This window comes from Aeromonas sp. s2, from assembly GCF_040907935.1.
In the GTDB taxonomy this organism is placed as follows: Bacteria; Pseudomonadota; Gammaproteobacteria; order Enterobacterales; family Aeromonadaceae; genus Aeromonas; species Aeromonas dhakensis.
The window spans coordinates 124,059-144,067 of sequence record NZ_JBFOCR010000018.1 but is presented as its reverse complement, the minus strand read 5'-3'; the positions used below and the strand labels follow the sequence as shown (position 1 = coordinate 144,067).

23 protein-coding genes are annotated in these 20,009 nt (G+C 60.9%); 13 read left to right on the top strand and 10 right to left on the bottom strand.

The window, feature by feature from the left end:
* The first annotated feature begins 32 nt into the window (after window positions 1-32).
* The 6 genes from AB5Y81_RS15025 to AB5Y81_RS15000 all read left to right on the top strand — a co-directional run bounded on the left by AB5Y81_RS15025 (window position 33) and on the right by AB5Y81_RS15000 (window position 6,406).
* Window positions 33-944 (top strand): ABC transporter substrate-binding protein, encoded by a 912-nt coding sequence (locus tag AB5Y81_RS15025; RefSeq protein WP_005308231.1) that lies wholly within the window; start codon window positions 33-35, stop codon window positions 942-944.
* A gap of 259 nt (window positions 945-1,203) precedes the next feature.
* The gene (locus AB5Y81_RS15020) at window positions 1,204-3,246 is read left to right on the top strand and encodes a TonB-dependent siderophore receptor (RefSeq protein ID WP_279484961.1); all 2,043 of its coding nucleotides are present in this window, start codon (window positions 1,204-1,206) and stop codon (window positions 3,244-3,246) included.
* A gap of 65 nt (window positions 3,247-3,311) precedes the next feature.
* Entirely contained in the window at window positions 3,312-3,932 is a 621-nt protein-coding gene (locus AB5Y81_RS15015; protein ID WP_279484962.1) for a PepSY-associated TM helix domain-containing protein, read from the top strand.
* Window positions 3,933-4,108: 176 nt separating this feature from the next.
* Window positions 4,109-5,146 (top strand): acyltransferase, encoded by a 1,038-nt coding sequence (locus AB5Y81_RS15010; RefSeq protein ID WP_368146717.1) that lies wholly within the window; start codon window positions 4,109-4,111, stop codon window positions 5,144-5,146.
* A 127-nt stretch (window positions 5,147-5,273) separates the two neighbouring features.
* Window positions 5,274-5,846 (top strand): hypothetical protein, encoded by a 573-nt coding sequence (locus tag AB5Y81_RS15005; RefSeq protein ID WP_005308223.1) that lies wholly within the window; start codon window positions 5,274-5,276, stop codon window positions 5,844-5,846.
* A 125-nt stretch (window positions 5,847-5,971) separates the two neighbouring features.
* On the top strand, window positions 5,972-6,406 hold the full coding sequence (locus AB5Y81_RS15000) for an N-acetyltransferase (RefSeq protein ID WP_279484963.1): 435 nt from the start codon (window positions 5,972-5,974) through the stop codon (window positions 6,404-6,406).
* Here AB5Y81_RS15000 and AB5Y81_RS14995 read toward each other — a convergent pair.
* Window positions 6,403-6,768, bottom strand: a complete 366-nt coding sequence (locus tag AB5Y81_RS14995; RefSeq protein ID WP_279484964.1) for a helix-turn-helix domain-containing protein — start codon at window positions 6,766-6,768, stop codon at window positions 6,403-6,405. The genes AB5Y81_RS15000 and AB5Y81_RS14995 overlap by 4 nt on opposite strands.
* A gap of 121 nt (window positions 6,769-6,889) precedes the next feature.
* Here AB5Y81_RS14995 and AB5Y81_RS14990 point away from each other — a divergent pair, with 121 nt between their 5' ends.
* A complete protein-coding gene (locus tag AB5Y81_RS14990) occupies window positions 6,890-7,195 on the top strand; it encodes a monooxygenase (RefSeq protein ID WP_005308216.1) in 306 nt (101 codons plus the stop codon).
* Here AB5Y81_RS14990 and AB5Y81_RS14985 read toward each other — a convergent pair.
* Both AB5Y81_RS14985 and AB5Y81_RS14980 read right to left on the bottom strand, forming a co-directional pair.
* A complete protein-coding gene (locus AB5Y81_RS14985; protein WP_279485515.1) occupies window positions 7,176-7,721 on the bottom strand; it encodes a GNAT family N-acetyltransferase in 546 nt (181 codons plus the stop codon). The genes AB5Y81_RS14990 and AB5Y81_RS14985 overlap by 20 nt on opposite strands.
* A gap of 5 nt (window positions 7,722-7,726) precedes the next feature.
* The gene (locus tag AB5Y81_RS14980) at window positions 7,727-8,347 is read right to left on the bottom strand and encodes an outer membrane beta-barrel protein (RefSeq protein WP_279484965.1); all 621 of its coding nucleotides are present in this window, start codon (window positions 8,345-8,347) and stop codon (window positions 7,727-7,729) included.
* Window positions 8,348-8,560: 213 nt separating this feature from the next.
* Here AB5Y81_RS14980 and AB5Y81_RS14975 point away from each other — a divergent pair, with 213 nt between their 5' ends.
* On the top strand, window positions 8,561-9,199 hold the full coding sequence (locus AB5Y81_RS14975; RefSeq protein ID WP_005308210.1) for an exopolysaccharide biosynthesis protein: 639 nt from the start codon (window positions 8,561-8,563) through the stop codon (window positions 9,197-9,199).
* Window positions 9,200-9,262: 63 nt separating this feature from the next.
* Here AB5Y81_RS14975 and AB5Y81_RS14970 read toward each other — a convergent pair whose 3' ends face one another.
* Both AB5Y81_RS14970 and AB5Y81_RS14965 read right to left on the bottom strand, forming a co-directional pair.
* Window positions 9,263-10,537, bottom strand: a complete 1,275-nt coding sequence (locus AB5Y81_RS14970) for an amino acid permease (protein ID WP_024942174.1) — start codon at window positions 10,535-10,537, stop codon at window positions 9,263-9,265.
* Between the two features lie 436 nt (window positions 10,538-10,973).
* A complete protein-coding gene (locus tag AB5Y81_RS14965; protein ID WP_124250496.1) occupies window positions 10,974-11,903 on the bottom strand; it encodes a sensor domain-containing diguanylate cyclase in 930 nt (309 codons plus the stop codon).
* A gap of 330 nt (window positions 11,904-12,233) precedes the next feature.
* Here AB5Y81_RS14965 and AB5Y81_RS14960 point away from each other — a divergent pair, with 330 nt between their 5' ends.
* The 3 genes from AB5Y81_RS14960 to AB5Y81_RS14950 all read left to right on the top strand — a co-directional run bounded on the left by AB5Y81_RS14960 (window position 12,234) and on the right by AB5Y81_RS14950 (window position 13,579).
* Window positions 12,234-12,551 carry a hypothetical protein gene (locus AB5Y81_RS14960; RefSeq protein ID WP_005308203.1) on the top strand — a complete coding sequence of 106 codons (318 nt, stop codon included), beginning with the start codon at window positions 12,234-12,236 and terminating at the stop codon, window positions 12,549-12,551.
* A 96-nt stretch (window positions 12,552-12,647) separates the two neighbouring features.
* The gene (locus AB5Y81_RS14955; RefSeq protein ID WP_095591893.1) at window positions 12,648-13,061 is read left to right on the top strand and encodes an N-acetyltransferase; all 414 of its coding nucleotides are present in this window, start codon (window positions 12,648-12,650) and stop codon (window positions 13,059-13,061) included.
* Window positions 13,058-13,579: a hypothetical protein gene (locus AB5Y81_RS14950; RefSeq protein ID WP_124250494.1), complete on the top strand. Its 522-nt coding sequence runs from the start codon at window positions 13,058-13,060 to the stop codon at window positions 13,577-13,579. The genes AB5Y81_RS14955 and AB5Y81_RS14950 overlap by 4 nt, the downstream gene beginning before the upstream one ends.
* Window positions 13,580-13,612: 33 nt before the next feature.
* Here AB5Y81_RS14950 and AB5Y81_RS14945 read toward each other — a convergent pair whose 3' ends face one another.
* Window positions 13,613-14,194 carry a penicillin-binding protein activator LpoB gene (locus tag AB5Y81_RS14945; RefSeq protein ID WP_258118037.1) on the bottom strand — a complete coding sequence of 194 codons (582 nt, stop codon included), beginning with the start codon at window positions 14,192-14,194 and terminating at the stop codon, window positions 13,613-13,615.
* Between the two features lie 337 nt (window positions 14,195-14,531).
* Here AB5Y81_RS14945 and AB5Y81_RS14940 point away from each other — a divergent pair, with 337 nt between their 5' ends.
* A complete protein-coding gene (locus tag AB5Y81_RS14940; RefSeq protein WP_185450727.1) occupies window positions 14,532-15,068 on the top strand; it encodes a GNAT family N-acetyltransferase in 537 nt (178 codons plus the stop codon).
* Between the two features lie 98 nt (window positions 15,069-15,166).
* Here the strand turns inward: AB5Y81_RS14940 and AB5Y81_RS14935 are convergent, their stop codons facing one another.
* Entirely contained in the window at window positions 15,167-15,784 is a 618-nt protein-coding gene (locus tag AB5Y81_RS14935) for a LysE family transporter (protein ID WP_124250491.1), read from the bottom strand.
* Between the two features lie 76 nt (window positions 15,785-15,860).
* Window positions 15,861-16,763 carry a 2OG-Fe dioxygenase family protein gene (locus tag AB5Y81_RS14930; protein ID WP_124250490.1) on the bottom strand — a complete coding sequence of 301 codons (903 nt, stop codon included), beginning with the start codon at window positions 16,761-16,763 and terminating at the stop codon, window positions 15,861-15,863.
* 112 nt (window positions 16,764-16,875) lie between these two features.
* Here AB5Y81_RS14930 and AB5Y81_RS14925 point away from each other — a divergent pair, with 112 nt between their 5' ends.
* Complete coding sequence (locus AB5Y81_RS14925) at window positions 16,876-17,787, top strand: LysR family transcriptional regulator (protein WP_185450725.1); 912 nt, start codon at window positions 16,876-16,878, stop codon at window positions 17,785-17,787.
* A 149-nt stretch (window positions 17,788-17,936) separates the two neighbouring features.
* On the opposite strand, the gene thiH is transcribed toward AB5Y81_RS14925, so the two are convergent.
* Window positions 17,937-19,073 carry a 2-iminoacetate synthase ThiH gene (gene thiH, locus AB5Y81_RS14920; protein ID WP_258118035.1) on the bottom strand — a complete coding sequence of 379 codons (1,137 nt, stop codon included), beginning with the start codon at window positions 19,071-19,073 and terminating at the stop codon, window positions 17,937-17,939.
* Between the two features lie 104 nt (window positions 19,074-19,177).
* Window positions 19,178-19,945, bottom strand: coding sequence for a thiazole synthase (locus AB5Y81_RS14915; protein WP_258118034.1), 768 nt, complete (start codon window positions 19,943-19,945; stop codon window positions 19,178-19,180).
* Window positions 19,946-20,009: the final 64 nt, after the last annotated feature.

Sequence of the window (20,009 nt, the reverse complement as noted above, 5' to 3'; positions counted from 1 at the left end):
AGGCTCAACAGAGCCAAGACGAGGAGATCAACATGCCGCTACGCCTGCTCATCTGCTGCTGCCTGCTCTGCGCCCTGCCCGTTCAGGCGCTGACCATCGCCATGGTGCTGTGGCGCGGCGAAACGGACGCCGAGCGCGGCTTTCGCGACGAGCTCAACCGGCTCGGTCATCACCCCACCTTCGTCACCTTCAACGCCAATCAGGACAGAACCGCGCTGGCCACCCTGCTGCGCCAGCAGCTGCTGCCCTCCCTCGCCGACTACGACTACATCTACTGCTTCGGCACCACCGCCACGGCCATGGTCAAGAGCCTGGTGGGCAACCGCAAGCCGCTGATTTTCAGCATAGTGTCCGACCCCGTCGGGGCCGGCTTCCTGTCCGACGACAAGACGGAAAACCGGATGGTGGCCGGCACCAGCAACATGGTGCCGATGGCGCTGCAGCTCGCCAACGCCCGCCGCTATCTGCCCGCCAGCAAGGGGCTGCTGCTGCCGTTCAACCCGCGCGAGCAGAACACCCTGCTGACCGGCGAGATGCTGCTGCGCGAGGCCCGGCGCTACCAGTGGGAACTCACCACCTGGCGCATCGCACCGGACAAGCGGCGACTGGCCAACGAGCTCAAGCGGCTGCAGCGCGACGCCAAAGAGAGCATCGTGTTTCTCGCCGCCGACAGCTACCTGCTCTCCATCGCCCCCGAGCTACTGGCCGCCCTCAACGAGGCAGGCATCCCCACCATCTGCAGCGCCGAGCTCTATGTGGAGCACGGCTGCACCATCGGCACCATCAGCAGCTATCAGGCCCTCGGCCGGATGGCGGCCAACATCATCCACCGCAACCTGCAGGGCACCCCGCTGCAGGATATCCCGCTGCAGACAGACCCGGCGCCGCGGCTGGTGCTGGGCAAACAACTGGCCGGGATCGCCCCCGCCGCCGCCGACCACTGAGCCCCTCATCCCCCTTCTTCTCTCCTCCCGTCACCTTGCCGACAGGGCCCCCTGCCGACAGGGCCCCCTGCCGGCAGGGCCCCCTGCCGGCAGGGCGAGCCATCCGATACCCAGCCCCATCATCAAAACATGTTTCTATTGCACAGCTAATGAAAATCAATATCATTAGCATCCTCTCAAATGTGAGAGAACAAAATAATTACAAATAAATCAACAAGTTCAGACCATCAGGTCGCTTCTTCAAGAGTCAACACGCAACATGCACACACCTCACCACCCGCGCACTCTGCTGAGTGTCGCCCTGCTGGCCTGCTGTGCCGGCGCACACGCCGAAGACGAGACCATGACAGTGGTCGGCAAACGCAGCCAACATGAAGAGGTCGCCACCGCGACTCGTACCAACACCCCAGCCAAGCTGGTGCCGCAGGCCATCGACAGCGTCAAGGCGAGCGAGCTGACCGCCTTCGGCCAGCCCACCCTGAGCGAGGCCCTGACCGGCATCCCCGGCGTCAACGCCAGCGGTGACACCCGCTTCGACGGCGTCAACATCCGCGGCTTCAGCGCCAGCAACGACTTCTATCTGGACGGTTTTCGCGACGACATGCAGTACACCCGCGACCTTGGCAACACCGAGCGGGTCGAAGTGCTCAAGGGGCCGGCGGCGGTGCTCTACGGCCGTGGCAGCACAGGCGGCATCGTCAACCGGGTCAGCAAGAAACCGCAGAAGGGGCTGGAGTCCAGCGTCAGCGCCCAGGTCGGCAGCTTCGACAGCCGTCGGCTGGCCGCCGATCTCAACGGTGAAGCGGGTGAGCAGGTGCAGGTGCGCCTCAACCTGGCCCAGGAAGACAAGGAGAGCTTTCGCAACGGCGTGACCAGCAAACGCACCCTGCTGGCCCCCTCCGTCAACTGGGAGATCAACGACAAGCTGAACTGGCTGCTGCAGTACGAGCGCAACGAGCACGACCGTACCCCGGATCGCGGCATCCCCGGCGTCAACGGCCGCCCGGCCGACGTGCCGAAGGAGTATGTGTACAGCGATACCCGCCGCGACTTCATCGACGATGTGGCCCAGTCCACCCGTTCGCGCCTCAGCTGGGACATCAACGATCAGTGGCAACTGCGCCAGCAGCTGGGCTACACCAGCCTCGACAGCCAGTTCGACAACACCTATGTCACCAGCGTCAAGGGTGACAAGGTGACCCGCGCCCGCTGGCAGCAGGATCTCAAGGCCAACAGCCTGATCAGCAACACCGAGGTCGAAGGCCAGCTGCAGACCGGCCCCGTCGAGCACCGTCTGCTGGTGGGCTTCGAGCAGAACTGGCAGGAGCGCACCCCCAAGCTCTACCAGAACGCCACCGCGATCCCGGCCGGCAACCTCTATGATCCGGGCTCCCTGCCCACCTACGACGGCGCCATGAAGCTCTCCAGCGACGCCAACCACAAGGTGCGCGGCTATGGCCTCTATGTGCAGGATCAGCTCAGCCTGGGCGACTGGCACCTGCTGGCGGGTCTGCGCCGCGACGACTTCACCGTCACCAGCCGCCGCAACGACCTCAACAAGGAGGAGACCGTCTCGGTCACCAGCCTGAGCCCGCGCCTGGGCCTGGTGTGGAACCCGATCGAGGAGCACGCCTTCTACGCCTCCTACAGCAAGACCTTCACCCCGGTGGGCGGGGAGCTTATCGGCATCACCCCGGGCGACAAGAACAACAACCTGGATCCCCAGCACACCCGGCTGTACGAGGGCGGCGTGAAGAGCGACTGGCTGGATGGCCGGCTGGCGACCACCCTCTCCCTCTACCGGCTGGAGATGTACAACAAGCGCAGCAAGGATCCGCTGGATCCCACCAAGGTGATCCTCACCGGTCTGCAGCGCACCGAGGGGATCGAGCTGAGCGCCCGCGCCCAGCTGACCGACGAGCTCTACCTGCGCGGCGGCATCGCCATCCAGGATGCCGAACAGGTCAAGGCGGATGCCGATCTGCAGGGCAAGCGGCCGATGAACGTCTCCCGCCAGAACGGCGAGCTGTTCGCCGGCTATCAGAGCGGCAAGCAGGGCTGGTTCGGCGAGACCGGGGTGACCGCGGTGGGCGATCGCTTCGCCGACAACGCCAACACCACCACCCTGCCCGGTTACGCCCGCTTCGACGCCCGGGCCGGCTACCGCTGGCAGCAGTGGGAAGCCCAGCTGAGCGTGGAGAACCTGACCGATCACGACTACTTCGTCAGCGCCACCAGCGCCTCCCAGATCATGCCGGGCACACCCCGTCAGCTGCATCTGAGCGCCGCCTACCGCTTCTGATCCCTCCCTTTTCCCGATCTCTCTGGCCAGCTCCTGCTGGCCAGATTTTTATGAAGCACCGAGCAATGAGACGCAGAAAACTCCCCCTGCACAACAACAAGTGGGTGCGCCGCATCCACGCCTGGGCCGGCTTTGCCACCCTCACCCTGATGCTGCTCTACGGCCTCACCGGCCTCTGGCTGCAACACAGGGCCGTGCTGCCGCTGCCCGGCCCCCACACCGACAAATCCAGTGAAGAGATAGTGCTGAGCACGCCGCTGACCAACCCGGATGAGCTGAAAAGCCTGCTGCAACAACGCTATGCAGCAGGGTTCGAGGAGGGGCGCGTCCAGCTCACCCCGCCCCAGACCCTGCCCACCCCCGACGGCCCGCTCACCCTGCCTGCCCGCTGGGAGATGCGCGGCGTCACCCTCAGCCAGAGCGTGGCCGCCAGCTATGTGGAAGGCACATTGCTGGTGCGCACCGAACTGCAGCAGGCCAACTTCGCCGCCAGCCTCAACCGGCTGCACCGTGGCATGGGCACCGGCCTGCCCTGGCAGCTGGTGGGGGATCTGGCGGCGCTGGCCATGCTGCTGCTGGCCCTCACCAGCCTGCTGATGTGGAACAAGCTGCACGGCCCGGCCGCGCGCGGCATCTCCCTGCTGCTGCTGGGCGCCCTGGTCACCGTGCTGGTGGCCCTGCTCTAGCGCATTTACCGACGGCAAAACGGGATCGGCCTCTCGGCGGCGGTAACCTTGCCTGCACCTCGGGTAACAAAGGGTAACCGGCCGCCGATGGGGCTCACAGTTGCCGGCCTGGCGGCTGGATAGGGAGCACCTGCGGCTGATAGGGTGCGCCCTCAATCCCAGCGGCAAGAGGCAGCATGCGCATCTCCAGCATCGAATGCGGACGGGTGGTGGCCATCCTGGCGGTGATGACCATTCACCTCTCCCCCTTCAGCAACCCCTTCGATCCCACCCTGTGGGACGGCACGCCCTACCCTCTGGTCGGGGCCATCATCAACCAGCTCTGTCGCTTCGCGGTGCCGCTCTTCTTCCTGTGCGCCGGCTACTTTCTGCAACCCGCCCTGGTCGCGGGCCACCCCCTGACGGTGGCGCTGCGTTACTGCCGCCCCCTGCTGGGACTCTGGCTGGCGTGGAGCCTGCTCTACGTGCTGGTGCCCTTCAATCCGCTCGCGGCGTTGAGCGAGGGCTACCTGCCCGCCATGGCGAGCCAGTGGCAGATGCAGCTAGGGGATCACCTCAACGTCTGGTGGGTCGGCGGCATGATCCACCTCTGGTTCCTGCCCGCCCTGATGCTGGCGGTGCTGATCCTGGCGCTCTGCCAGCGCGCCGGGCTGCCGAGGCTCGCCCTGGTGCTCGGCGCCCTGCTCTACGGGCTGGCCCTGCTCGGCGGCTCCTATGGCCCGCTGCTGCTGGGGGGGGAGTGGGCTCTGCTGACCCGCAACGGCCCCTTCTTCTCGCTGCTGTTCGTGGCCCTTGGCGCCGAGCTGCGCCTGCGCGCCTGGCAGCCGGATGCCAGGCGCTGCGCCCTGCTGATGGCGGCCGGGATGGGGCTCTACGCCCTGGAGGCCGCAGGCCTGCTGCACTTTGCCGCCGTCCCCCTCAACCGCCACGACTTCCTGCTGGGTTCGCTTCCCTGGGCGCTGGGGCTGTTCGGCCTGTTGCTGGCCAACCCGGGCTGGGGCAAGGGCAGCTGGCTCGAACGCCAGGCCCCCAAGGTGCTGGGCCTCTACTGCCTGCACATGATGCTGGTGGTGTGGCTGATGATCTTCGGCCCGCAGGGCAAGCTGGTGTGGTGGGAGCTGCTGAAGGTGCCGGCGCTGCTGGCGCTCACCCTGCTCGGCTATCGGCTGTTGGCGGCGATCCCGGCCAGTCGCTGGCTGCTGCGGGCCCGCTGAGGGGGATGAGGATGGGAGGGAGGCAGATCCCTCCCCACTCGAGGCTGAATGATGGGTTCAATTTTTATTCATCGCGGATAGATAAACTCCGGGACTCCTTAAACGCGAACCCAGGAGTCATCATCCCATGACGTTGTTCACCAAGACCCTGTTTACCAAGCAAGCCGGCCTTGTCCTCGTTCTGCTCGCCGCCAGCGGCTCCCTCAGCGCCGCCGAAATCGCCAACAACAACATCACCGAAGCCGAGATCAAGGCCGCCCAGGATGCCTGGGGCAAGGCCCTGATCCAGATCAGCGACGACTACCGCAGCGGCGGCATCGACAAGGCCAGAGCCACCGCCGGCGCCGTGCTCGACAGCGCCTACGGCTACGCTCAGGGGCCGGTACTGTTCAAGCCGACCCTGGCCGGCGGCGAGCAGACCTTTCGCATCAACCGGGAGGGGGCGCTGGCCTACTTCGTCGGCAACAACAAGGCCTATCCCGCCGACAGCGGCTTCGCCCTCAAGAACTGGCAGAGCTACGACTACAGCAATGCCGCCGTCTACATCAACGGCGACATGGCCCTCACCATGGGCAAGGTGCACCTGACCGACCGGGACAACAAGCAGACCACGGTAGACAAGACCTGGGGCTTCAAGAAGGGGGACGACGGCAAGGTGCGCATCGTGCTGCACCACTCCTCCCTCCCCTACGCCGGCTAACGGCAACAGGCGACCTGCGGGTCGCCTTTTTTGTTACGAGGGCTCCACTTTTGCCCGCTGGCGGGTGACGGCAGAGCCAGTGCTGCTACCATGCCCCTCTTTTGACGAATCCAGACGAGACTCTCATGCAGATACGCCCCTTCACCCCGGCCGACACCGAGGCCGTCCTCGCCATCTGGCTGGAGGCCTCCCTGCAGGCCCACCACTTCATCGAGCCCGCTTACTGGCACGCCAACCTGGCGCCGATGCGGGAGATCTATCTGCCCGCCGCCGACAGCCAGGTGCTCTGCCTGGGTGACCAGCTGCTTGGCTTCTACTCCCTGCACGAGGGCTCCCTGGCCGCCCTCTTCGTGGCCCCCGCGCAGCAGGGGAAAGGGCTGGGCAAGGCCCTGCTCGAGCACGCCAAGGGGCAGTTGCCGGCCCTGCGGCTGCAGGTCTATCAGCAGAACCGGACCGCGTGTGACTTCTATCGCGCGCAAGGATTTCAGGTGGCGACCGACGCCGTGGATCCCCACACCGGCTGCGCCGAGTGGGTAATGGTCTGGCCGACGCGAGCTTAACAGCGCTCGGCGGGATGGGGCTCCTCGCGGGCCGCCTCCGCTTTACTCAGCGCCAGCAGATCGCCGTGGCTCAGCGCGAAGTCGTGCATCTGCTGGAGCAGGGGGATCAGGGCGATGCCGAGCGGGCTCAGGCTGTACTCCACCCGAGGCGGCACGTCCGGGTAGAGGGTGCGGATGATGACGCCGTCGCTCTCCAGCTCCTTGAGCTGGGCGGTCAGCACCTTCTGGCTCACCGCGGGCAGGTTGCGGCGCAGGTCGCCAAAGCGCAGGGTCTGGGCGCGCAGATGAAACAGGATGGCCGGTTTCCATTTGCCGGCCAGCAGGCGCAGCACCCGGTAGGCGGGACAGGGCAGTGAGGACAAGGGATGGCTCGCGAGTGGTTACTTTGCGGTAACTATGCCACGAAAATGTGCCTTCTTGCAGTCAAGTTGCCGGCTTCCTATGATGCGGACTCCGTCAATCAACGCCCAACAGAGGTGCACCATGCCCAGCCTGCTGCAGATCCATTTCAACTTCCCCGCCGAGCTGATGGGGCCGGCCCTCACGAGCGCGGCCATGCCGCTGGCCGAGTCCATCACCCGGGAGCCGGGCTTCATCTCCAAGATCTGGACCGAAAACCCGCGCACCGGCGAGGCGGGTGGCATCTATCTGTTCGAGGATGAGGCGAGCGCCCTCGCCTACGCCACCATGCACGAGCAACGGGTGCTCGCCATGGGCGCCAGCGCGGTGCAGTTCAAGCTGTTCGACGTCAACGAGCCCCTCAGCCGTCTCACCCGCGGTCTGGTGTGATCCCCTCGCCCAGCGCCAGGCGGTAGCAGCCATCCTGCTGCCAGACAAAGCCCAGCCGCTCAAACAGCCGCTGGCTGGGCAGATTGTCCGGCTCGATATCCGCCAGCAGCGTGGCAAGGCCGAGCTGGCGGGCATAGGCGATCAGGGCCGTCAGCGCCTCTGCCATCCATCCCTCTCCCCAATGTCGGCGAGCCAGCATGCAGCCCACCTCTGCCTGGCGCAGACCGGCCTCGTTTGCAAAGCTGTGCAGGCCGCAGGTGCCGATAAGGCGCTCGCTGTCGCGCGCCACCAGCCCCCACTCCAGCGACTCGCCGGCGGCCAGCAACCGCTCCACGCTTGCCAACATCTGCGCCACGGTGGCGAGGGAGGGAAACGGCGGCTCGCCGACGAAGCGCATCACCAGGGGATCCCCGTAGATGGCGAACAGATCGGCACTGTCTTTGGCATCAAACGCCCGCAGCAGCAAGCGCGGGGTCGACAGCGAGGGCAGTGCACGAGGCAGGGGCGGCACGACGCCGCGGTGCACTAGGCTCAAAAGCGCAGGGTCAGGCCGATATTGGCCTGCCACTGGGTCACCAGCTCGCCGCGCACCTTGAACACGCACTGATCCGGGTTGCAGAGAAACTGGCTGTTGTCGTTGACCAGGGCGCCATAACCGCGCACCTCGGCCCGCAGCGCCAGATGCTCGGTCAGGCGCGGCTGCACCCCGAGCGCCAGCGACATGGAGGGAGCGACGTCGCTGTCGTAGGCGGCGAAGCGGGTCGCGCCGATCCCGGCGCCGATATAGGGGGCCATCAGGTTGTCCGACAGGGTGAGCGCCCCGGCGAAGTGGAGGGTGTCTACCGTCAACCGCTCCGGCTGATCGGGGGAGAGGTGGGTGGACTGGTGGCTGTAGAGCAGCTCTATCATGCCGGGGTCATCCACCTCCCTGCTGATGAACAGGCCCCAGCTGCCGGAGCGCTCCCCCTGCAAGGACTCCAGCCGGGAAGCGACGGGCGTCGGTTGGGGGTCGTCGTTGGCCTCGAAGTCGATGGCCGAGCTGTAACCGAAGAACGGCGTCACCTGCCAGCCGGGGGCGGCCTCCCCCTCTGCGCTCCAGGCCTGCCCCAGCGGCAACAACAGCCCCATCATCATGATCCCTGCTCGTTTCATCACGGCTCCTCCGTGCGCTGCACCAGTGCCCGTCAAGCATATCAGAGCCCCCTGGCCCCTATCCTAAACCCAGCCTGTATCGCGTCGTTTTCGCCGCAAGGATCACACTCGGCCGTCCCGCCCGTTATTCATCCCCGATTAACCTCTGCCCCGTATGCTGGCCGGCAACCGGCTCATGGTGGGCCGGTGCCACTCACCAGAAGGACACAGGGAATGGTTGCCGCGCAACTCAACGACCCTCAGAACAAGCTCTCCGACACCCTGCGGGCCACCGCCCACGCCATCGAGGATAGCCATATCAGCCTGCGCCAGATGCTGGCTCTGGTCGGCGAACAGGGCATGCTGCTGTTTTGCGTGCTGCTCACAGTCCCCTTCCTGCTGCCGGTCTCCATCCCCGGCGTCAGCACCCCCTTTGGCCTGCTGATCCTGTTCATCGGCATCGGCATCACCCTCAACCGGGTGCCCTGGCTGCCCGCCATCCTGATGGAGCGCCGCTTCGCCGCAGATCAGCTCAAGCCGACCCTGCACAAGGGGGCGGATCTGCTGGCCCGCATCGACCGCTTCATCCGCCCGCGTCTGCTGTTGCTGACCGGCAGCAGCACCATCAACCGCTGCAACGGCCTGCTGATCATGCTGGCGGCTCTGCTGCTGATGCTGCCGCTCGGGGCCATCCCCTTCACCAACGCCATGCCGGCCTGGGCCATCCTGCTGCTGGCCATCGGCATGCTGCAGCGCGACGGCCTGTTCGTCGCCAGCGGCTACCTGCTGGTGAGCGCCACCCTGGTCTGGTTCAGCGCCCTGGCCATCGGCCTGCTGATGGCCGGCCAGAGCGTCTCCACCCTGTTCGGCTAACGGCAACACCAAGAAAAAGGGCGACCAGATGGTCGCCCTTTTTGACTTGTGCGGGATCCGCCGTTACAGCAGATCGTAGATAAGGGCCGAGATGGCCAGCAGCCCGATCACCAGCACGAAGAGGGTGCTCGCCCCGCGATAACGCTGGAGGGCAGGCAGACGATAGATGGAGCAGGCCGGCAGCAGGAACAGGATCACCGCGATGAGCGGCCCGCTCACCTTCTCGATGATCTCCAGCACGTTCGGGTTCAAGTAGGTGATGACCCCGGTCACCACGAACAGGATGACCGACGAGACCCGCGCTATGGTCGCTTCACGCAGCGACAGCCCCAGCCCCTGACAGGCACCGTTCACCATGCTCACCGTCCCCTCGCTCACCCCCATGGAGGTGCCGAGGAAGGATTTGGACATGGCCAGAATGGCGATGAGCGGCCCCACGTAGGCGATCAGCGGATTGGAGAACTTGTTCGCCAGCGCCGACAGCACCGAAATATTGTCGATGCGGGCCTGCGCCATCTCGGCCTGACTCAGGCTCATCACGCAGCTCACCACGAAGAACAGCACGCTGCCGCAAATCAGCAGGCTGCTGCACTTGATGATCCGTTTGGCGCGCTGGTCGGCGCTCGCCTGACAGCGCTTCTTCTGCGCCGCGCTGAAGGAGGAGATGATGGGCGCATGGCTGAAGGAGAACACCATCACCGGCACGATCAGCCAGAGGGATTTCCAGAACGCCGGGTCACGCCAGTCCACCCCCTGACTCTCGCTGAAATAGGAGAGGCTCCACTGGGGCAGCAGATAGATGGAGAGGCCGATGAGGAAGGCAACCATGGGCAGGGCCAGCACGCTGATGGCTGACACCACGATCTGCTTGCCCGCCAGCAGCACCAGGTGCAGCCCCAACATCACCCCCAGCACCAGCAGGCCGCGCGGGATCTCGGCATTGCCCAGCTGGTGCACCACAAAGCTCTGGATCGCGTTGGTGATGGAGATGCTGTAGACCAGAATGATGGGGTAGAAGGCCATCAGATAGACCAGCATCAGCAGCTTGCCTGCCCGCGCCCCGAAGTGCTCTTCCACCACGTGGGTAATATCCCCTTCCCGGTGGGAGCTGGATAATACAAAACGACTCAATGCCCGATGGGAATAATAAGAAAGCGGAAATGCCATTAATAATATAAACAGCAAAATAACCGGCGAATTACTGCCAACGGTAATTGGGAGAAACAGTGTACCGGCACCGACTGCAGTGGCATATAAGCCCATGGTCCATACCGAATCACTTTTCTCCCATTTCAACTTTGATGCGGAATTACTCTTCTCAGCAATAGCAACACTCATTGCGATATACACCTTATTAATCTGTCATCTTATATTTTATTGGCCCGTGTAATTAGGCGTGGCGACATGCCGTGGCATATCGACCGGATCGTAGAAAAAACAAGCCCGCCTGCGATCAACATGATCACCAAGAGGAAACGGGGATGCCACGCTACCATCGTTGAAATCGCCATAAAGGTCAAGGTTAATAATTCATGACTGTTTGAATCAGCTTGTTTCAAAAGGAAATAAGATGTGTCATTTTGGCCTCAAGATAATCAATTCAGCTCCGTCTGATAACATAACGACAAAACCTCGATGAGTTGCTCAACAACTTGAATAAGGCCAGAGAGTGGCCCGTTAATATTAACAGCATCAGCCCGACAATATCAGCCAATTATGCAATGAATGACCCCGACCGCCGCCAATATATTGGTGCCGGTCCTGCCGCCATATATCAGGGGGTTGGCTTCCCCTGTTTTGCCCCCTTGCGCTGGCCGCCCGCAGGGCAGTGAGCGACCCGGTTGCGACCCGCCCGCTTGGCCCGATAGAGCCACTCGTCGGCGCGGGCCAGCGCCTGGTTGATCTCCTCCCCCGGCTGCACCAGGGTGGTGCCCAGACTGACGGTAAAGGCCACCGGATCCGCCGGCAACGCCGCCACGGCGGCCCGGATCCGCTCCGCCAGCGCCTGCAGATCCGGCTCGCTCATGCCGGGCAGCAGGATCAGAAACTCCTCGCCGCCGCTGCGCACGAACAGATCGTCCGCCCGCAGCTGGGCGGCCACGCAGTCGCAGAAGCGCTGCAGCGCCCGGTCGCCCTGCTGATGGCCGAAGCGATCGTTGATCTGCTTGAAGTGGTCTATGTCCAGCATCACCAGGCTGCAGGGGGCCTCTCTCTCCCGCCGCTGCCGGCAGTGCTCGAAGAAATAGCGGCGGTTGTAGAGGCCGGTCAGCTGGTCGGTTTCGCTCTGCAGCTTGAGCCGCTGCTGCAGCTCGTGCTGGCCGGTAATGTTGCGGGTCACCCAGGCCACCGCCCGCTTGCCGTCGTAGCGGGAGGGCAGCGGCGCAATCTTGCCCTCGAAGCGCTGCATCCCCTGCGGCCCGACCGAGGCGTCGATCCCCTCCACCTCCACCGCCGCCAGCTCGTACTCCACCACCTGCACCTGGCCCGAATCCAGCGCCAGGGTCACCTGATCCATCACCCAGCGGGTCATGTCGGCGGGCAGCACATCGGCCAGTCGCTTGCCCGCCAGCGGGTTGCCATCCTGATAGGATTGCTGCTCCACCCCGCCGATGTATTCGATGTAGTAGCCGTCTTCGCTCAGGATGAAGACGGGATCGGGCAGCTGGGCCATCACTTCATATAATTGCTCGACCGAAAGTGCCATGCGGTTTCCTTGGATCCGGGGGACGAGAGGCGCACGCCGGGCTGGCCGCCTGCCCCAATTATCATGCCGGGTGCGGCGCCAAACCAGCAGCGAATCCGGCCATTCATGGATGTGCATCAAGCAATGCGGGAAAATAGCGCTTGCCCCGCCACCCGCTGATCAAAAGAGCAGCAATCATGGATCTTCAAGCCACCTCACAAGCCGCCTCGATGCCCGTTGTCTGCGGTGCCCGCATCCATTAGGCTGACCTTCCTGAGTCTGCCCTCCCGGCCGACTCACCCCCCATCAGCCCGGCCAGGCAGACGCCGGCCCCGGAAAAGGATCGTCCAGATGAAGAGAGCCATAGTGAAAGCGCGCTTCGATGCCATCAGCATCGAGGGAGAACAGCTGACCGTGAAGATTGCCATCGGAGCCCCCGAGCCGGATCCCAAGTCCGCCGGCGGTGACTGGCGCTGCAAGGTGAAGCTGGACGGCCTTGGCAACAAGACCTTCATCTATGGCGTCGATGCCCTGCAGGCCCTCAGCCTCGCCCTCAAGTTCGTGGAGAGCGAGCTGCGCGCCTTCACCGATGCGGGCTGGCACTTCTACCTGCCCGGCAGCCCCGATCACCCGGTCGACATGGCCGCCTGCTACTTCCCGCAGCTGTGACGCCGGGCCGGCGGCAGCCGGGAAGGGGTAATAGCTTGACCAGATTGAGTCTGAACGGTTATTGATAGAGGCCCTTTACCCGGCTCTGGAGAGACCATGTACCTGACCCAACCCCAACCCCCTGCCGAGCAGGATGTCGACGCGCTGCGCATCGGCCTGTCGGGCTACAACATCAGCCAGGCCGGCACCCACCTGCGCGAGCACATCGCCAGTTTTATCAAGGATGAAGCGGGCAAGGTGCACGGCGGCATCACCGCCGATCTCAAGTGGGGTTGGCTGCACGTGGACTGGCTCTGGATTGATGAGCGCATCCGCCAGGATGGCTGGGGCGGCCGCCTGCTCGCCACCATGGAGCAGTACGCCCGAAGCAAGGGCATCAGCAACTTTCATCTGGAAACCACCAGCTTCCAGGCGCTGCCCTTCTATCAGAAGCAGGGTTATCAGGTCTTTGGCGAGCTGCCGGACATGCCACCCGGGCATACCACCTATTTTCTGAAAAAGCAGGTATGAGACCGCTGTCGCCACTCACCACCGAGCGCAAGGGCAAGGGCAAGGCCAAACCCACGCTCCTCAGCCCGGCCTTGGGTGCACTGTGTCTGTTGCTGACCACAAGCCAGAACGCCATGGCCCTGTCGTTGCACGATCTGGATCCGGCGTTTGCGCGTTGTGAGGCAAGCAAGGCCCGCCACAAACCCGCGTTGCCTCCCAAAGAGGATCGCTTCTGGTCGCTGGAAAGAGAGCAGCAGGTGACGGTGCTTGTCTACCTGCATGAGAAGAGCATGGAACGCTGCACCGCCGCAGAGGTAGAGGCCCTGGCGATCAAGGCGTTCCATCAGGCAGTCGCCGGAGACCGCGCCTTGCTCGATGCCCTGATCAAGGCAAGGTCTACGACGCTCACGCCGGCTCAGCAGGCACAGTTACAGCAAGTTGGACAGACAGAGCTGGACAGGCTGGCCAAGCTGACGGGCTTTGCGCACCCTTTCTCGCTGCTCGATTACCTCAACCTGCTGGCCCCGCCCAAAGCGTGAAGGGCTGACAAACCTGTCAGCCCTTCGGCATCCTCAGTGGCTGGCAGAGCGACTGCCGCTCCAGAGCAGCTCGCCGCTGCGCAGCTCCATCAGGGTCATCGACAGCCGATAGCGGCTGCCCTCGGCCACCAGATCCCCGTACAGCATGTAGCCGGCGCCGGTTTGACGACCGAGCCGCACCAGAGAGGCCGGGTTCATCCTGCCCTGCTGATACTCAAGCTGGCCGGTGATGGTGGCCACCTGACCCGGGTCGACAAAGCGAAAACCGCTCTTGCTCTGGATGCGCTTGCTCATGGCCGCTGCCATGGCGCGGGTGTCCACCGGCTCGCCGGTGCCGTTCTGGGGCGGGGTGAGCAGCAGTACCGGCTGACCGGTTTGCGCCAGCGCCCGCACCTCGGAGGCCTGCACAAAGGCATCGGCCATGGCCAGCGCCAACCCGGTCGGCGCCACCGGCTTGGGCAGCGGCGCCCCGGTATCCGGCTTGGTCACCGGCTTGTCCGGCTGGCTCACTGGCTGGTCCGGTTCACTGACAGGGGCCTGAGTGCCACCGTAGGGATTGACCGCACAACCGCCCAGCAGCAGGGCCCCCACCATCAACAAGGAACGCAGCTTCATCTTTTCTCTCCGCCAGAAGTCCGTATACGGGCATCAACCACCGCCCGCATGGCGGAGCCCCTGCCCCGCATCCTCCTTATGCTAGAGACAAACCCCGGCGGGGTCGATGCACCCACCACCACCGGGCGACAGAGACTGGCGAACCTGGGCCCACAAAAAGCTGGCACGGCTCCACCCGATTCCGTTAGGGTAGGTTTACTCAAGCTTCAACAGGATCGTGTTGTCCCCCAGCTCCCAAGGTGGCCGGCTGCTTTTCTCAGGACGACACCCGGTTTGGCCAGCGACCAAACCGCCCCTCTGGAGGGCGCAGTTACTCTCTGACAACGCAGGACAGCCAATGACATTCCAGCCCCTTGCCAACGCCAGTCTCATCATCCGCCCCTTCGAAGCGAGCGATGCCGATGAATTTGTCCGTGCGGCCCACGAATCCATCGAGACGGTCGGCAGCTGGATGAGCTGGTGCACTCCCTCGTTCAACCGGGAGCAGGTGCTGGCCTGGTTTGCCAGCTGCGATCAGGATTGTGCGGCGGGACGCGCCTTTGATATGGGCATCTTCTGCGCCACCACCGGCCAGTTCTTGGGTGGCGCCGGAATCAACCAGCTGTCGCCCCATCATCGCTACGGCAATATCGGTTATTGGGTGCGCCAGTCCCGCCAAGGCTGCGGCATCGCCCGGCAAGCGGTCGCCCTGCTCCGTGACTTTGGCTTTCAGCAGTTGGGGCTATTTCGGCTGGAGATCGTGATGGGAGTCGGTAACACCGGCAGCGAAGCCGTTGCCATCGCTGCCGGCGCTACCTTTGAGTGTCGGGCAAGGAATCGCATATTCCTCCATGGTCAGCCCCAGGATGCACATATTTACACTCTTATGCCCTAAGGTTGAACTCCGCTATATCTCAAAGAAAAATATTGATTTACCACCACTAGCTACCACATCACGTTCGAAGAGATGAATCCTTCATATCCGCCATTAACTCAATGTCTGCCAGACATTAACAACATCACTGCTAGTATTATAAATACTGCGCCAAATATTAAATTTAGACGTTTTAAATGCAATGGATCAGATAGATATCGCAATAAGACATTCGCCAGAGATGCATATGAAAACATCGCAATGCAGTCCACTATAATAATGAACAGACCCAGCTTAAAGTATTGATAGCTACTACCTGAACTATCAACAAATTGCGGAAGAAATGCGACTAAAAAAACAATGGATTTTGGATTTGTTATATTAACAACAAAGCCGTCTGCCAAGCTCTTTAACTTTCCGCTTTGCATCTCAGCATTACGTAGAACACTATTCCCCGAGTTCTTTATTTTCATTACCCCCAAGTAGATAAGGTAGCTTCCACCTATATACTTTATACCATCGAATGCCATTTCTGATGACGCGATAAAAGCTCCCAACCCAACACTGACAATGATGAGATGAACCAATAGTGCCAGCTGTAAACCAATAATATTATACCTAGCCTGAACTATTCCATCTTCTATCGATCTTGACATGGTTGCAATTGCCCCTGCCCCAGGAGAAAAACTAAAGGCAACACAGCTAAAAAAAAATACCAGCATGATACTTAATGTCATATTACTTCCTTTGAAGGGCTATCCATCGACTAACACTTCGACAAATAGCACCTCGCTAAAACCATGAAATAAAAATTTAGATTGTCAGCATATCTGCAGAGCCGAATCCAAAGCGTCGATTGACGGAGCCAGGCCTCAATAAATTAGTAAAGGATATATGGAGAATATCTCTCACGCCATGATCCTCGAGAGGTTCAAGACTGGTCACACCATGCATCATTGATGCATCGTCTAACATAATAACATCCCCCGGATACTCCAATGTGACTTCTCTTTTTAAATTTAGATCATTGTCATATAAAGAACTTACCCCACCACTGATCCCTTCTCGAGTTACCAACATCAGCGAAAAATAATTTGTACCATCACTATGTATACCTTCTGGTGTAGGCTTTCCTATCTGTTTCTTATCAGCAGTAATCCGATACTGGTCTACTTCAATAAACCATTTCTGCTTTGTTCTTCCCCGTTGATTCTCACAGGCGATGAAAACTCGCAGCGATTCATTTAAAAGACGTAAAAAATACGGATTATAAAACAATGATGATTCAGTCTCTTGAAACTCCCTAAAAATATCTCCTGCAAAAGAATTATAACTGCTGGACTTAAAAAGTGGCATATATGGCATTTTTAAAATTGCCATTCTATGTGATTCAAAAAAGAGTGTGGAGTATCGTCTCAAACGATAAGTCCCTCCATCAGCCATGTATTTATCAACAGCTAGACGATCCCAATGTGCCTTAAATGAATGCCAGTCAATATCATCATCCATGTCTACCGGTGAGCATAACTCCCTCTCATAAAAATATCCGTTTTCAATTATTTCATCAGAATAACTAATAGTATCATTGAGCTGTGGAGTTATTGGAAATGATATTATGCGACCATTTTCAGCTTTCATTCCATTAGCAAGCCACCCTAACGGTTTCAGCTTATCGTATTCTGTACAGGTAGATTGATTGTTGACTGTAACATCCATGAATATATTAACCTCTTAGTGTAGTGCGCTTGCGTTGCGGTAGGAACATAGCATGTGATAACATCTCTCTCACATTTAGAATTCTGTTAATCCTCACTTAATGGCAATGTTAATGCTGACTGTAAATGATATAAAATTTTTCATTACCATTGCAGCGTGCAAAAATTTCTCCACCGCAGCAAAACAACTGCATGTTTCAGCGCCTTATGTTACGCAGAAACTCAGATCCCTCGAGGAAAAACTTGGTCTTATCCTAATTGAGCGACAAGGTCGCCAACTAAAAGTCACTGAGCACGGTCAAATATTGATCGATATGGGACCAGAGGCCATCAGGTATATAGCCTCGATTGAGGAGCGACTAAGATCAGCCAAAGATGACCTTTGCGGCCATATAAATATACTTGCACCCATTGGTTTCGGTGAGAAAAAACTCTCTCCTATTATTGGTCAATTCAAGCAAAAACATCCTGCAGTATCTATTGATCTTACCCTATCTGATAGACCTTCCTGGACAGACGCACCTCTCCAACCAGACATCATGTTTTATATTGGTGAGTTAACCCAAGCACATCTTTATAGAATGGTTATCTCACCTACTCGTCGTATCCTCTGCGCATCGCCAGACTATATTGCCGCCATGCCAGCCTTGACAACGCCAGAACAATTAATTACTGCGCGACATAACTGTATTGTATTGAGAGAAAATAATGAAGATGTTTCACTCTGGCGTTTCCAGAATATCGAATCAGGCAAAGAATATCGCATTAGAGTCACGCCTTCACTTACCAGCAATATTGCTGACGTAGTGAAACAGTGGGCTCTAGATGGATTGGGTATAATCAATCGTTCGGAATGGGATCTAATTGCCGAGCTCAATGCTGGCACTTTGGTTGAGTTACTCCAAGAATATTCCTTGCCACAAGTAGACATTGTCGCACTTATGGCAACAGGTGAGAGCTCTCGCGCTCGAAAAATAAGCAAGTTTTTGGAATTTGCTAAAGAAAAACTTAAAGAGACGCTTTAACAGCCCTCTCAACAATGAGTAACAGAATCAACTATTTAAGGATCCTGAAAGATAGCGAATAATATCAGGATGCATGAATGAAATTCTCTGCATCCTATTATAACCAGCCCGCAACTTATATGCGCTTATGGTCAAACCAGCCGGCTTGATTATCTCCCCAAAAACGCCTCCCAATCCTTGAACACCGGCTGCAATCCCGCCTGCCGCACGGCGGCGGCCACTTCCCCCACTGGGCGGTCGTCGTGGATGGCGAACTGCTCCAGCTCCTCTTTATCCCCCTCGGCATAGCCACCCGGCTGGGTGCGCGACTCGGCCGACATCTGGGTGATGCCGAGGCGCACCGCGCCGTTGCGAAAGGTGGCCGACTCGCGGGTCGAGAGGGACAAGTCCAGCGTCGGCGAGAAGAGGCGCCAGGCGCAGATCAGCTGCGCCAGCTGGCGATCCGACATCACAACCTCCGGCTCCAGCCCCCCGGTGCAGGGGCGCAGGCGCGGGAAGGAGAGCGAGTAGCGGCTCTGCCAGTGATGGCGCTCAAGCCAGGCGAGGTGCTCGGCGACGAAGTAGCTGTCGGCGCGCCAATCCGCAGAGAGGCCGATCAGCGCCCCCAACCCTATCTTGTCGATCCCGGCGCGGCCCAGCCGATCCGGCGTGGCGAGACGCCATGCGATGTCCTGCTTGTTGCCGCGCAGGTGGTGGCGAGCGTAGGTGGGGGCGTGGTAGGTCTCCTGATAGACCATGACCGAGTCGAGGCCGAGGGTCTTGAGCTCGGCGTATTCGTCTTGCGAGAGGGGCTGCACCTCCATCGCCACCGTGCTGAAGTGGCGGCGGATGATGGGCATCACCTGCCGAAAATAGGCGAGCCCCACCTTGTGCTCATGCTCGCCGGTCACCAGCAGCACGCTGTCGAAACCGCGCGCCTTGATGGCGAGACACTCGCGCTCTATCTCCTCTGTGTTCAAGGTCTTGCGCTTGAGGCGATTGCTCATGGAGAAGCCGCAGTAGGTGCAGTCGTTGGCGCAGAGATTCGACAGATAGAGCGGCACATAGAAGCCGATGGTGTTGCCAAAGCGCTGGCGGGTCAGCCGCTCGGCCTCGGCGGCCATCTGCGGCAAATAGGCTTCGGCAGCTGGCGAGATCAGCGCCATAAAGTCCGCCAGGGTGCGGCGCGGGGCACTCAGGGCGCGTGCCACATCGGCGGCGGTCTTGGCGCGGATCTGCATGCCGATATCGTCCCACTCCAGCTCCTGCCAGCGGTCGAGAAAGGAGGGGGCGGTCTCTGACTCCATTGTCCCCTGAGCCCTCACCCCCAGCCCCTCTCCCAGAGGGAGAGGGGGGAAAATAGCTTCCCCTGACAAAGGGAGAGTCGGGGTGGAATCATTGGCTTGCTGACTCATAACGCCCCCAGAAAATCGGTCAGCGGGCTGGAGGCCTGGGCCTGCACGCCGCGCGCCCCCAGGCCCGCCTTATAGGCGCTACGTCCTGCCTCACAGGCCAAAGCAAAGGCGCGGCCCATGGCGACCGGGTCGCCACTCACCGCGATGGCGGTGTTGACCAGCACGGCATCGGCGCCGAGCTCAAAGGCGGCGGCGGCGTGGCTCGGCGCACCGATCCCCGCATCCACCACCACGGGCACATTGGCCTGCTCGACGATGATGGACAAAAACTCCCGGGTCACCAGCCCCTGATTCGAACCGATGGGCGCCCCGAGCGGCATCACTGCGGCGCAGCCCACCTCTTCCAGCCGTTTGCACAGCACAGGGTCGGGGCCGCAGTAGGGCAACACCACAAACCCCTCTTTCACCAGCTGCTCGGCGGCTTTCAGCGTCTCGATGGGATCGGGCAAGAGATAGCGCGGGTCGGGGTGGATCTCCAGCTTCAACCAGTTCGTCCCCAGCGCCTCGCGGGCGAGGTGGGCGGCAAACACCGCCTCGGCGGCGGTCTTGGCGCCGGAGGTGTTGGGCAAGAGCTTGACCCCGAGTTGCAGCAAGGGGCTCAGGATATCGTCGTGGGCCTTGCCCGGTTCGAGCCGCTTGATGGCCATGGTGACCAGCTGGGAGCCACTCGCCTCGATGGCGGCAGCCATCAGATCCGGGCGGGCAAACTTGCCGGTGCCGGTAAAGAGGCGCGAGGAGAAGGTGTGATCGGCAATCTTGAGCATGTCAGCCTCCGGCCACTGCGATAAGAAGAGATGAGGCCCCGCCGCAAGGCAGAGCGCTCGAAGA

Bases quoted from the DNA above. Each gene is read 5' to 3' on its own strand.
- AB5Y81_RS14950 (WP_124250494.1), top strand. From the start codon at position 13,058: ATGAGACCGCTGTCGCCACTCACCACCGAGCGCAAGGGCAAGGGCAAG.
- AB5Y81_RS14965 (WP_124250496.1), bottom strand. From the start codon at position 11,903: ATGGCACTTTCGGTCGAGCAATTATATGAAGTGATGGCCCAGCTGCCC.
- AB5Y81_RS14925 (WP_185450725.1), top strand. From the start codon at position 16,876: ATGCTGACTGTAAATGATATAAAATTTTTCATTACCATTGCAGCGTGC.
- AB5Y81_RS14955 (WP_095591893.1), top strand. From the start codon at position 12,648: ATGTACCTGACCCAACCCCAACCCCCTGCCGAGCAGGATGTCGACGCG.
- AB5Y81_RS14970 (WP_024942174.1), bottom strand. From the start codon at position 10,537: ATGAGTGTTGCTATTGCTGAGAAGAGTAATTCCGCATCAAAGTTGAAA.
- AB5Y81_RS14945 (WP_258118037.1), bottom strand. From the start codon at position 14,194: ATGAAGCTGCGTTCCTTGTTGATGGTGGGGGCCCTGCTGCTGGGCGGT.
- AB5Y81_RS14960 (WP_005308203.1), top strand. From the start codon at position 12,234: ATGAAGAGAGCCATAGTGAAAGCGCGCTTCGATGCCATCAGCATCGAG.
- AB5Y81_RS15005 (WP_005308223.1), top strand. From the start codon at position 5,274: ATGACGTTGTTCACCAAGACCCTGTTTACCAAGCAAGCCGGCCTTGTC.
- AB5Y81_RS15010 (WP_368146717.1), top strand. From the start codon at position 4,109: ATGCGCATCTCCAGCATCGAATGCGGACGGGTGGTGGCCATCCTGGCG.
- AB5Y81_RS15020 (WP_279484961.1), top strand. From the start codon at position 1,204: ATGCACACACCTCACCACCCGCGCACTCTGCTGAGTGTCGCCCTGCTG.
- AB5Y81_RS14975 (WP_005308210.1), top strand. From the start codon at position 8,561: ATGGTTGCCGCGCAACTCAACGACCCTCAGAACAAGCTCTCCGACACC.
- AB5Y81_RS15000 (WP_279484963.1), top strand. From the start codon at position 5,972: ATGCAGATACGCCCCTTCACCCCGGCCGACACCGAGGCCGTCCTCGCC.
- AB5Y81_RS14980 (WP_279484965.1), bottom strand. From the start codon at position 8,347: ATGAAACGAGCAGGGATCATGATGATGGGGCTGTTGTTGCCGCTGGGG.
- AB5Y81_RS14940 (WP_185450727.1), top strand. From the start codon at position 14,532: ATGACATTCCAGCCCCTTGCCAACGCCAGTCTCATCATCCGCCCCTTC.
- AB5Y81_RS14915 (WP_258118034.1), bottom strand. From the start codon at position 19,945: ATGCTCAAGATTGCCGATCACACCTTCTCCTCGCGCCTCTTTACCGGC.
- AB5Y81_RS14930 (WP_124250490.1), bottom strand. From the start codon at position 16,763: ATGGATGTTACAGTCAACAATCAATCTACCTGTACAGAATACGATAAG.
- thiH (WP_258118035.1), bottom strand. From the start codon at position 19,073: ATGGAGTCAGAGACCGCCCCCTCCTTTCTCGACCGCTGGCAGGAGCTG.
- AB5Y81_RS15025 (WP_005308231.1), top strand. From the start codon at position 33: ATGCCGCTACGCCTGCTCATCTGCTGCTGCCTGCTCTGCGCCCTGCCC.
- AB5Y81_RS14935 (WP_124250491.1), bottom strand. From the start codon at position 15,784: ATGACATTAAGTATCATGCTGGTATTTTTTTTTAGCTGTGTTGCCTTT.
- AB5Y81_RS15015 (WP_279484962.1), top strand. From the start codon at position 3,312: ATGAGACGCAGAAAACTCCCCCTGCACAACAACAAGTGGGTGCGCCGC.
- AB5Y81_RS14990 (WP_005308216.1), top strand. From the start codon at position 6,890: ATGCCCAGCCTGCTGCAGATCCATTTCAACTTCCCCGCCGAGCTGATG.